This window comes from Pyxidicoccus fallax (assembly GCF_012933655.1).
In the GTDB taxonomy this organism is placed as follows: domain Bacteria; phylum Myxococcota; class Myxococcia; order Myxococcales; family Myxococcaceae; genus Myxococcus; species Myxococcus fallax.
In genome coordinates this window covers 1-12609 of record NZ_JABBJJ010000058.1, presented here as the reverse complement: position 1 = coordinate 12609, position 12609 = coordinate 1, and the positions used below count along the sequence as shown (strand labels likewise).

Sequence of the window (12609 nt, the reverse complement as noted above, 5' to 3'; positions counted from 1 at the left end):
GGCACCCACGTCCAGCGTGCCCTCCAGCATCAGCGCCGTGGGCATGTTGTACAGCGGGCTACCGGGCTGGAGCTGATCCAGGAACCACAAGCGCTGCTGCGCGAAGGACAACGGCAGACGCTCGTCCCGCGACGCGGGCCGCAGGGGCGGCAGGTTCGCCGCCGCCCGGTCCTTGCCGTCGATGGTCCTGGCGAGCTGCTCCAGGGTGGGAGACTCGAAGAGGGCGCGCAGCGGCAGCTCCACGCCGAAGGCGGCGCGGATGCGAGCCACCACTTGCGTGGCCAGCAGTGAGTGGCCGCCGAGCGCGAAGAAGTCGTCGTGGCGGCCGACCTTCTCGACGCGAAGCACCTGGGCCCAGACGGCGGCCAGCTGCTCCTCGGTGGAGGTAGCTGGGGCGACGTAGGTGGTGGATGAGGCGAGCAGCGAAGCGTCGGGAGCGGGCAGGGCCTTGCGGTCCACCTTGCCGTTGGGCGTCAGCGGCATGGCCTCCAGGGAGACGAAGGCGGAGGGCACCATGAAGTCCGGCAGCGTCTTGCGCACGTGCGTGCGCAGGGCGTCAGCGTCGATGGCTACTCCCGGAGGCGGCACGAGGTAGGCCACCAGACGCTTGTCGCCAGGGACATCCTCGCGGGCCATGACGAGCACCTGCTGGACGCTGGGGTGCTGGCGCAGGCTGGACTCGATTTCGCCCAGCTCGATGCGGAAGCCGCGCACCTTCACCTGGAAGTCGGTACGGCCCAGGTACTCCAGCACACCGTCATGCCGCCAGCGGACCAGGTCTCCGGTGCGGTACATGCGAACGCCGGGCACGGGGCTGAAGAGGTCGGGCACGAAGCGCTCGGCGGTGAGCGAGGGCTTGGCGAGGTAGCCGCGAGCCAGGCCGACGCCGGCCAGGTACAGCTCGCCGGGGACGCCGACAGGCTGCAACTCCATGCGGGAGTTGAGGATGTAGGCGCTGGTTTGAGGCAGGGGCAGGCCGATGGTGGGCTCGCCGGGGCCTTCGGGGACGCGGGTGTAGGTGGAGTAGGTGGTGTCTTCGGTGGGGCCGTAGAGGTTGAAGACGTGGCGCACGGTGCCGGTGGCGTAAAGGCCGCGGGCCAGGGTGCCGGGCAGCGGCTCACCGGCGAGGTTGATGGTGGTGACAGAGGGCGGAATGGCGCCCAACCGCAGCAGCTCGGCGGCGGCCGAGGGCACCGTATTGAGCAGCGTCACCTCGGAGGCGGCCGGCAGCGACGGCAGGGCCAGCGCGTCGCGAGCCAGGAACACGGCGCCGCCGCAGGTGAGCGGAGCGAAGAGCTCGAAGACGGACAGGTCGAAGCAGATGGAGGTGGCAGCCAGGGTGCCGGCGAGCTGAGCGGGAGTGAAGGTACGGGTGGCCCAGTCGAGGAAGACGGAGGCATTGGCGTGCGTGATGGAGACGCCCTTGGGCTGGCCGGTGCTGCCGGAGGTGTAGATGACGTAGGCGAGGTTGTCCTCGCCGACAGAGGACTCCGGAGCGGAAGAGGGCAGCAGCGAGAAGGAGTCAGGCAGCGAGTCGAGGCAGAGGGTGCTCAGCGCGGAAGTGTCGAGCTGGAGGGAGTCGAGCAGGGGCCGGTGAGCCAGCAGCAGGTGGGCCTGGGAATCGGCGAGGGTGTACGTCAGGCGCGAGCGAGGGTAGTTGGCGTCGAGCGGGACGTAGGTGCCGCCAGCCTTGAGGATGGCGAGCAGCGAGACGAGCAGGTCCGCGTTGCGTTCGAGGAGGACGGCGACGCGCACCTCGGGCCCGACGCCCTGGGAGCGCAGAGCATGAGCCAGACGGTTGGCGCGCTCATCGAGCTGGCGGTAGGTGAAGCGAGCCTCGCCCGCGACGAGGGCGAGGGCGTCGGGAGTGCGAGCCACCTGGGAGGAGACGAGGTGGTGGATGAGGCCCCGACGCAGCTGGGTGCGCGTGTCGTTCCACTCCACGAGCAGCGTCTGGCGCTCGGCAGCGGAGAGCAGAGGCACGTCGAGCAGCGGCAGCTCGGACCGGGAGGTGACGGCCTCCAGCAGGGTCCGCAGGTGCGCGGCGAGCCGACGCACGGTGTCCTCGCGGAACAGGTCCGCGCAGTAGTTGATGGACACCGAGAGTCCCTCCGCCGTGCTGGCGAAGGAGAACGTCAGGTCGAACTTCGCGTCACTGCCCTCCACGTCCACGCGCTGGATGGAGAGAGGGGCAGCCGACGTTCCGGAGCTTCCCTCCGCGGCGTCCGAGACGTTCTGGAGGATGACCATCGCCTGGAACAGAGGCGAACGGCTCAGGTCACGCTGCGGCTGGAGCTCCTCGACGAGCTTCTCGAAGGGCACGTCCTGGTAGGCGTAGGCACCGAGCGTCGTCTCGCGCACGCGGCCCAGCAGGGTGGCGAAGGACGGGTTGTCGTCGAGGCGAGCACGCAGGGCGAGCGTGTTGACGAAGAAGCCGATGAGGCCTTCGAGCTCGGAGAAACGACGGCCGGCGATGGGTGAGCCGACGACGATGTCCTGCTGACCGGAGTAGCGGGCGAGCAGCGCCTGGGTGGAGGCGAGCAGGCCCATGAAGAGGGTGGCGCCCTCCTTCTGGCACAGCGTCTCCAGGGCACGGCTCAGCTCCCTCGGGAGCTGGAAGTGGAGGGTGGCCCCGCGGAAGGACTGGACGGGCGGGCGCGGGAAGTCGGTGGGCAGCTCCAGGGCATGAGGCGCCCCGGAAAGCTGCTGCTTCCACCAGCCGAGCTGCTGCTCCAGCACCTCACCCTGCAACCACTGCCGCTGCCAGACCGCGTAGTCGGCGTATTGAACGGCGAGGGGGGGCAGAGGGGAAGGCCGACCGGCGGAGAACGCGTCGTAGAGGGCGGCCATCTCCTGGACGAGGACGGAGGTGGACCAGCCATCGGAGACGATGTGGTGCACGTTGAGCAGCAGCACGTGCTGACGCTCGGAGAGGCGCAGCAGGGTGGCGCGCAGCAGCGGGCCGGTGGCGAGGTTGAAGGGACGAGCCGCGTCCTCGTGGGCGAGGCGGCGAGCCTCGGCCTCGCGGTCCTCACGGGCGCTCAGGTCCACCACCGGGAGGCGGAAGGCCGTGGGCGGATGGATGAGCTGGACGGGGTTGCCACCCTCGACGTGGAAGGTGGTGCGCAGGGACTCGTGACGGCGCACCAGCTCCGTGAAGGCGCGCTCCAGCGCGGCCACATCCAGCACGCCTTCGAGGCGCTGGGTGTCCGGCATGTTGTAGGTGGCCGAGCCCGGCTGGAGCTGATCGAGGAACCACAGGCGCTGCTGGGCGAAGGACAGCGGCACTCCGGCCGGACCGCGAGCCGAGGGACGCAGCGGAGGCGCGGAGAGCCCCGCGACCTGTCCGGCCGCACGCGCGCGCTCCACTCGCAGCGCGAGCCCTTCCAGCGTGGACACCTCGAAGAGGGCGCGAAGCGGCAGCTCCACGCCGAGCGCCGCGCGCACGCGAGCCACCACCTGCGTCGCCAGCAGTGAATGGCCACCCAAAGCGAAGAAGTCGTCGTGGCGACCGACCTTCTCGACGCGAAGCACCTGGGCCCATACGGCAGCCAGCTGCTCCTCGGTCGGCGTGGCCGGCGCGACGTACTCACTGGAGGCCAGCTGCGAAGCCTCGGGAGCGGGCAGGGCGCGGCGGTCCACCTTGCCGTTGGGCGTCAGCGGCAGTGCGTCCATGGGGACGAAGGCCGAAGGCACCATGTACTCGGGCAGCCGCTCCTTGAGGAAGGAGCGCAGCGCGGAGAGCTCGGGCGCGGTGGTGCGCGAGGTGAACCACGCCACCAGACGCTTGTCACCGGGCACGTCCTCACGCACGAGCACCACGGCCTGGTGCACGGCGGGGTGCAGGGCGAGCGCGGATTCGATTTCACCCAGCTCGATGCGGAAGCCGCGCAGCTTCACCTGGAAGTCGGTGCGGCCCAGGTAGTCGAGCGTGCCGTCAGCCAACCAGCGCACCTTGTCACCGGTGCGGTACATGCGGGCACCCGGGACAGTGCTGAAGGGGTCCGCGAGGAAGCGCTCGGCGGTGAGGTCCGGACGGCGCAGGTAGCCGCGGGCGAGGCCTGCACCGGAGATGAAGAGCTCACCGGGCACACCGACGGGCACTGGCTGCAGGCGCTCATCCAGCACGTAGGTGAGCACGTTGGCCAGAGGCCCGCCGATGGTGGGACGCGAGGAAGCGCGCACCTCGAAGGAGGTGGAGTCGACGGTGCACTCGGTGGGGCCGTAGACGTTGAAGGTGCGGGTGGCCGGAGCGGCGGCGAGCTGCGACCAGGTGGCCTCGTCGATGGCCTCACCGCCGGGCAGCAGCACGCGAGGAGCCCATTCGCCCTGGAAGAGGCCGGCCTGGAGCATCAGCTTGAGCAGCGACGGAGTGCAGTCGAGCACGTCGATGCGGTGACGGCGCACCCAGTCCACCATGGCCTGAGGGGCCTGGCGGGTGGAGTCGGGGACGATGAACAGGCAGTGGCCATCGAGCAGCTGGACGAGCTGCTGGACGGAGGCATCGAAGGCCAGAGGGGCGTTGAGGCTGGCGCGCAGGCCGGAGGCCGGCTGTCCGGAGTAGATGGACCGACGCAGGCCGCGGTGCAGGTTGAGCACCGAGCGGTGCTGAATCATGACGCCCTTGGGGGTGCCGGTGCTGCCGGAGGTGTAGATGACGTAGGCGAGAGTGTCGGGCGAGGCCACCGGCGCCGGGTTGTGCGTGGGCAGCCCGGACGGCAGTGCGTCCGAGGCGCCAAGGCACAGGACCCGCGGGCCGGCGACATCCCAAGCGGCCGCGAGGTGCGGCTGCGTGAGCAGCACCGGAGCGGCGCAGTCCTGAAGCGTGCGCGTGCGGCGCTGGACGGGCCAGGTCGGGTCCAACGGCACGTAGCCACCACCGGCCTTCATCACGCCCAGCAGGGCGACGACCATCTCCACCGAGCGCTCCATGCAGAGCGCCACGGGCACATCCGGCCCGGCGCCAAGCGAGCGCAGGTGGTGTGCGAGCTGATTGGCGCGAGCATTGAGCTGCGTGTACGTGAGGACCTCCTCCGCGAAGCGCACGGCGGGCGCGTCGGGAGTGAGGGCGACCTGGCGCTCGAACTCCACGGGGAACGTGGAGTCCACCGGGAAGTCGGCGGCGGTGTCATTCCAGGCGCGCAGCACCTGCTGGCGCTCGGTCGCGGTGAGGAGCACGACCTCGGCGAGCGGCGCCTCGGGCCGTGCGGAGACGGCCTCCAACAGCACCTGGAGGTGGGCCACCATGCGCGCGGCGGTCGCTTCCGAGTAGAGGTCGGCGTTGTACTGGAGGACGCCGGCGATGCCCTCGGGCATCTCGCTCAGGTTGAGGTTGAGCTCGAACTTGGCGGCCGACGCATCCTCGGTGTCCATGGGACGCATGGACAGCGTGGACGCGACGATGTCCTGCACGGGCGTGTTCTGCAGGGAGAAGAACGCCTGGAAGAGCGGCGAGCGGCTCATGTCGCGAACCGGCTGCAGCTCCTCGACCAGTCGCTCGAAGGGAACATCCTGATGCTCGTAGGCCCCCAGCGTGCTCTCGCGCACGCCGCCGAGCAGCGCGCGGAAGGAGGCACGGGCGTCAATCCTCGCGCGCAGCACGAGCGTGTTGACGAAGAAGCCGATGAGGCCCTCGGTCTCCGCGTGCCGGCGGCCGGCGATGGGCGAACCGACGACCACGTCATCCTGGCCGGAGTAGCGGGACAGCAGCAGCTGCCAGGCGGCCAGCAGCAGCATGAACGGGGTGGCACCCTCACGCTGGGCCAGGGCCTTCAGCGACTCGCTCAGCTCCTGGCTGAAGCGCACGGGCACCGTGCCACCCCGCGAGGACAGCACGGGCGGGCGGGGCTTGTCGGTGGGCAGCTCCAGGTGCGGGGGCGCGCCGGCAAGCTGCTGCTTCCACCAGCGAAGCTGCGAGTCGAGCGCCTCGCCCTGCAACCACGAGCGCTGCCACACCGCGTAGTCGGCGTACTGCACCGCCAGCTCCGGCAGCGGGGAGGGCAGGCCCTGGCGGAAGGCGTCGTAGAGCGCGGCCATCTCGCGCACGAGCACGCCCGTGGACCAGCCGTCGGAGACGATGTGGTGGATGTTGAGCAGCAGCGCGTGCTGGTGCTCGGACAGGCGCACCAGGGTGACGCGCAGCAGCGGGCCCTTCGCGAGGTCGAACGGACGCGCGGCGTCCTCGCTCACGACACGGCGAGCCTCGGCCTGACGCTGCGCCTCGGGGAGGGGGGTGAGGTCCACCACGCTCAACGGCAGCGGGGCGGGCAGGTGGATGACCTGCGAGGGCTGACCGGCCTCGGCGCGGAATGTGGTGCGCAGCGACTCGTGGCGGCGCACCAGCTCCTCGAAACCACGGCGCAGGGCATCCACGTCCAGCGCGCCGTCGAGCAGCAGCGCGGTGGGGATGTTGTACTGAGCGCTACCCGGCTCGAGCTGGTCGAGGAACCACAGGCGCTGCTGCGCGAAGGACAGCGGCAGGTGCTCACCCCGAGGCGCGGCGCGCAGCGGCGGCACGTTCGCGGCCCTGCGCTCACTGGAGTCGATGGCGCGGGCGAGGCCCTCCAGCGTGGACGACGCGAAGAGCGCGCGCAGCGGCAGCTCCACGCCGAAGGTGGCACGGATGCGCGCCACCACCTGCGTGGCCAACAGCGAGTGGCCGCCGAGTTCGAAGAAGTCGTCGTGGAGGCCGACCTTGTCGATGCGGAGCACCTCGGCCCAGACGGAGGCCAGCTGCTGCTCGGTGGCGGTACGCGGCGCCACGAAGGGGCGCATCTCCGCACGGGCTTCCGGAGCGGGCAGGGCCTTGCGGTCCACCTTGGCATTGGCCGTCAGCGGGAAGGCGTCCAGCCGCATCAACGCGGAGGGCACCATGTACTCGGGCAGGCGGGCCTTGAGCGCCTCGCGCAGCGCGCTCATGTCGAGGGAGGCGTCGCCGGTGACGTAGCCGACGAGGCGCTTGTCACCAGGGGCATCCTCGCGGGCCAGGGCGACGGCCTCACGCACGCCCGGGAAGGCCAGCAGCGCCGCTTCGACTTCGGCCAGCTCGATGCGGAAGCCACGCACCTTCACCTGGAAGTCCTTGCGGCCGAGGAACTCCAGCACGCCGTCCTGGCGCCAGCGAGCCAGGTCGCCAGTGCGGTACATGCGCGCACCGGGCGAGGAGGAGAAGGGATTGGGGATGAAGCGCTCGGCGGTGAGGTCCGGGCGGCGCACGTAGCCGCGAGCCAGGCCCTCGCCGCCGATGAAAAGCTCGCCCGGAGTACCGGGAGCCACCGGCAGCAGGTGCGAGTCGAGCAGGTACACCTGGGTGCCGGTGATGGGCGTACCGATGGGGATGGAGGTGGGCACCTGAGCCGCATTCGTCATGCGGAAGGTGGAGGTGAAGAGGGTGCCCTCGGTGGGGCCGTAGCAAGCCGTCACCGGGATGCCGAGCTCACCCAGCACGCGCTTGACGTGAGGCGCACTGACCACGTCACCACCGGTGAGCAGCTGCTTCACCGACTTCAGGCCATGCACGTGGGTCTCCACCATCTGCGAGAAGAGGCCCGCGGTGAGGTGGAGGGTGGAGACGGAGTGGTGCTGGAGGACGGAGGAGAGGACGTCGAGGTCACTCGGCGACGACGGAGGGAAGACGACGAGGCGAGCGCCGTTGAGCAGCGGCCCCCAGACTTCGAGGGTGGAGGCGTCGAAGGAGATGGGGGCGATGAGCAGGAAGGAGTGGCCCGCCGACACGTCCGCGTAGGGCGCATTGAGGACGGTGCGCAGCACGTTGCGATGGGAGACGGCCACGCCCTTGGGCCGGCCAGTGGAGCCGGAGGTGAAATCGATATAGGCCAGGTGCTCGGGCGCGAGGGCGACGCTGGGGGAGTGCGAGGGCAGGGTGGAGGTGTCCACCGAGTCCACGAGCACGACAGGTAGCGAGTCGCCGGAGGGAATGGCGTCCTTGAGGGACGAAGCGGTGAGAAGGAGGACGGGTTGGGCGTCCTCAATCATCTGCTCCAGGCGCTCGCGGGGATACGAGGTATCGAGCGGGAGGTAGGCACCGCCGGCCTTGAGAATGGCGAGCAGGGAGACGATGAGCTCGACGGAGCGCTCCAGGGCGAGGGCCACGGGAGCATCGGGCCGCACGCCGCGAGAGACGAGCAGATGCGCGAGGCGATTGGCCTCGGCGTCGAGCTGGGAGTAGGTGAGGCGCCGGTCGCCGAACTCCAGTGCGACGGAGTCGGAGTGCGCGGAGACAACGCGGGAGAAGACCTCCGGCATCGTGGCGTCGCGAGGGAACTCGGAAGGAGAGCGGTTCCAGTCCTCCAGCACCGAGCGCAGCTCCTCGGTGGGCAGCAGCGGCAGCGCGTGGAACGGCTGCTCCGGCCGCTCCAACAGCGTCTCCAGGAAGCCCACATACAGGCGGGCGATGCGCGCGGCCGTCTCGGGCAGGAACAGGTCCGCGTTGTAGATGAGCGCGCCCGCGAGGCCTTCGGGGGACTCGGAGAGGTTGAGCTCCAGGTCGAACTTGGCGGCGGGGCTGTCCAGCTCGAACGGGTGGATGGACAGGGCTTCGCCCGACACGGACGGGACAGGCGTGTTCTGGAGGGCGAAGAAGACCTGGAACAACGGCGAGCGGTCCAGGCCGCGCGTCGTGGCGAGCGACTCGACGAGCTTCTCGAACGGGATGTCCTGGTGCGCATACGCGCCCAGCGTGGCGTCACGCACGTGGGCCAGTAGCTCGCGGAAGGACGGGTTGGCCTCCATCCGCGCGCGCAGCACCAGCGTGTTGACGAAGAAGCCAATCAGGCCCTCGGTCTCCACGAACCGGCGGCCCGCGATGGGCGAGCCGACGACGAGGTTCTCCTGTCCGGAATAGCGCGCGAGGAACGCCTGGAACGCACCCAGCAGCGCCATGAACGGGGTGACGTTCTCCTTCTGGCAGAACGCCTGGAGCGCGCGGGAGAGCGAGGTGGGGAACTTCACCTGCGCCAGCGCGCCCCGGAAGGTCTGCACCGCGGGCCTCGGGAAGTCCGTGGCCAGCTCCAGCACCTGGGGCGCTCCCGAGAGCTGCTGCTTCCAATAGTCGAGCTGCTGCTCCAGCGCTTCACCCTGGAGCCACGAGCGCTGCCACGCCGCGAAGTCCGCGTACTGCAACGCCAGCTCGGGCAGCGGCGACGGCTTGCCCGCCACGCACGCTTGATAGAGCGCGGCCATCTCCTGCACCAACACCCCCAGCGACCAGCCGTCGGTGATGATGTGGTGCATCGTCAGCAGCAGCACGTGCCGCGAGGCCTCCAGCCGCAGCAGCGTGCCGCGCAGCAGGGGGCCGGCCTTCAGGTCGAAGCCACGCTGCGCCTCCGCGGTGGCGAGCCGGTACGCCTCGGCCTCGCGGTCCTCACGGGTGCTCAGGTCCACCACCGCGAGGCGGAATGGCGCGGGCGGAGCGATGTGCTGCACCGGGCTGCCGCCCTCCTCGCGGAAGGTGGTGCGCAGGGACTCGTGACGGCGCACCAGCTCCGTGAAGGCGCGCTCCAGGGCGCCCACGTCCAGCGCGCCCTCCAGGCGCAGCGGTACCGGCATGTTGTACGTCGGCGAGCCCGGCTGGAGCTGATCCAGGAACCACAGCCGCTGCTGCGCGAACGACAGCGGCACGCCACCCTCGCCGCGCGGCGCCGGACGCAGGGGCGGCGCGGAGAGTCCACCCACCTGACCCATGGCGATGGCGCGGTCCACGCGCCGGGCGAGCGCCTCCAGCGTGGGTGCTTCGAAGAGCGCCCGGAGCGGCAGCTCCACGCCGAAGGTGGAGCGCACGCGCGCCATCACCTGGGTGGCCACCAGCGAGTGGCCTCCCAGCGAGAAGAAGTCGTCCAGCCGGCCCACGCGCGGGACGCGCAGGACCTCGGCCCACACCGCGGCGAGCCGCTCCTCGGTGGCGGTGGCGGGCGCCACGTAGGTGACGGCGAAGGCGGAGTCATCCGGCGCCGGCAGCGCGCGCCGGTCCAGCTTGCCGTTCACCGTGAGGGGCAGCGCCTCCAGCGGGACGAAGGCGGAGGGCACCATGTACTCGGGCAGCCGCTCCTTGAGGAACGCCCGCAGGGCCTCGGGCTCGGGCGCGCGGCCATGCGTGGTGAACCAGGCCACCAGCCGCTTGTCTCCGGGCACGTCCTCGCGCGCCATCACCACGGCCTGACGGATGGCCGGGTGCTGCGCGAGCGCGGTCTCGATTTCCCCCAGCTCGATGCGGAAGCCGCGCACCTTCACCTGGAAGTCGATGCGGCCCAGGTACTCCAGCGTGCCGTCGGCCAGCCAGCGCACCTTGTCGCCGGTGCGGTACATGCGCGCGCCCGGCGTGTCGCTGAAGGGGTTGGGTACGAAGCGCTCGGCGGTGAGCTCCGGGCGGCTCAGGTAGCCGCGGGCCAGGCCCGTGCCGGAGATGCACAGCTCACCGGGCACGCCCATCGGCGCCGGCTGCCCGTATACGTCCAGCACGTAGGCCCGCACGTGGGGCAGCGGCCCGCCGATGTTGGGCCGCGTGTCCGCCGTCACCCGCGAGGCCGTGGCCACCACGGTGCACTCGGTGGGGCCGTAGACGTTGAAGGTGCGCGTGCGCGGAGCGCTGGAGAAGGCCTTCCACGCGGCCTCGTCCACGGCCTCGCCGCCGGAGAACAGCAGGCGCGGCGCGGCGTCGCCGTCCAGGAGGCCCTGCTGGAGCAGCAGTCGCAGCATGGACGGGGTGCCCTCGAGCGCGTCGATGCGGTTGCGCTCGATCCACTTCAGCAGCGCCTCGGCGTCCTGCCGCGTGGCCTCGGGGACGATGCACAGGCAGTGGCCGTCGAGCACCTGGATGAGCTGCTGCACGGAGGCGTCGAAGACCAGCGGCACGTTGACGCTGACGTGCAGGCCGGAGGGCTGGCCACCGTAGAACGCCTGCGCGAACGAGCGATGCAGCTCCAGCACCGAGCGGTGCTGCACCATGACGCCCTTGGGCGTGCCGGTGCTGCCGGACGTGTAGATGATGTACGCGAGGTTGTCCGCCGACGCAGTGGGCGAGGGATTGCTCACGGGCCGCGAGGCGAGCAGCGCGGCCTCGGTGTCCAGGCACAGCACCCGCGTGCCGGACGGCTGCCACGCGTCGGCCAGGCGCTGGCGGGTCACCAGCACGGGGGCGGCGCAGTCCTGGAGCGTGAAACCCAACCGCTGCGCGGGCCAGGCAGGGTCCAGGGGGACGTAGGCGCCACCGGCCTTCATCACGCCGAGCATGGCGACGATGAGGTCGACGGAGCGCTCCAGGCACAGGGCCACGGGTGTGTCGAGCCCGACGCCCAGCGAGCGCAGGTGGTGCGCGAGCTGGTTGGCGCGAGCGTTGAGCCGAGCGAAGGAGAGGACATCCTCCTCGTGGCGCACGGCGGGCGCGTCGGGAGTGAGGGCGGCCTGGCGCTCGAAGAGGTGGTGGAAGGTGGAGTCCGGCGGCTCGGCGTTCGCGGAGCCGTTCCAGGTGTGGAGCACCTGCTGGCGCTCACCGGGTGTCAGCAGGGACAGCTCGGCGAGCGGTGCCTCCGGACGCGCGGCGACTCCCTCCAGGAGCGACTGGAGGTGCGTCATCAGGCGGCGGGCGGTGGCCTCGGTGAAGAGGTCCGTGTCGAACTGGAGCCGGCCCGCGAAGCCGTCCGGCGTCTCCATCATGTCGAGCGCCAGCTCGAACCGGGCGACGGCGATGTCCTCCATGTCCATGGAACGGAGCGACAGCGAGGGGAGCGCCAGCTCCTGCGCGGGCGTGTTCTGCAGGGCGAAGAAGGCCTGGAACAGCGGGCTGCGGCCGAGGTCGCGCGCCGGCTGCAGCTCCTCCACCAACCGCTCGAAGGGGACGTCCTGGTGCTCGTACGCGCCCAGCGTGCTCTCGCGCACGCGGGCCAGGAGGTCGCGGAAGGAGGCCCGCGCATCGAGCTGCGCGCGCAGCACGAGCGTGTTGACGAAGAAGCCGATGAGGCCTTCGGTCTCCGCGTGGCGGCGGCCCGCGATGGGCGAGCCAACCACTACGTCATCCTGGCCGGAGTACCGGGACAGCAGGAGCTGGAAGCCGGCCAGCAGCAGCATGAAGGGCGTGGCGCCCTCGCGCTGGGCCAGGGCCTTGAGCGACTCGCTCAGCTCGCGCGGCAGGCGGACGTCCACGGAGCTGCCCCGGTGCGCCAGCACGGGCGGACGGGTCTTGTCGGTGGGCAGCTCCAGGTACGCGGGGGCTCCGGCGAGCTGCTGCTTCCACCAGCCGAGCTGCTCGTCCAGCGCCTCGCCCTGGAGCCACGAGCGCTGCCACACCGCGTAGTCGGCGTACTGCACCGCCAGCTCTGGCAACGGAGAGGGCCGGCCCGCGGAGGACGCCTCGTACAGCGCGGCCATCTCACGCACCAGCACTCCGGACGACCAGCCGTCGGAGATGATGTGGTGCATGTTGAGCAGCAGCGCGTGCTGGCGCTCGGACAGGCGCACCAGGGTGACGCGCAGCAGCGGACCCTTCGCGAGGTCGAACGGACGCGCGGCGTCCTCGCTCACGACACGGCGGGCCTCGGCCTGACGCTGCTCCTCGGGAAGGGGGGTGAGGTCCACCACGCGCAGGGGCAGGGGCGC

At 70.8% G+C, this 12609-nt stretch carries 1 pseudogene (only partly in view); it reads right to left on the bottom strand.

The features are described from left to right. Window positions 1–12591: pseudogene (locus tag HG543_RS15135) on the bottom strand (non-ribosomal peptide synthase/polyketide synthase); its annotated part reaches 19812 nt to the left of the window's first position; the annotation flags it as partial. Between the last annotated feature and the right edge of the window lie 18 nt (window positions 12592–12609).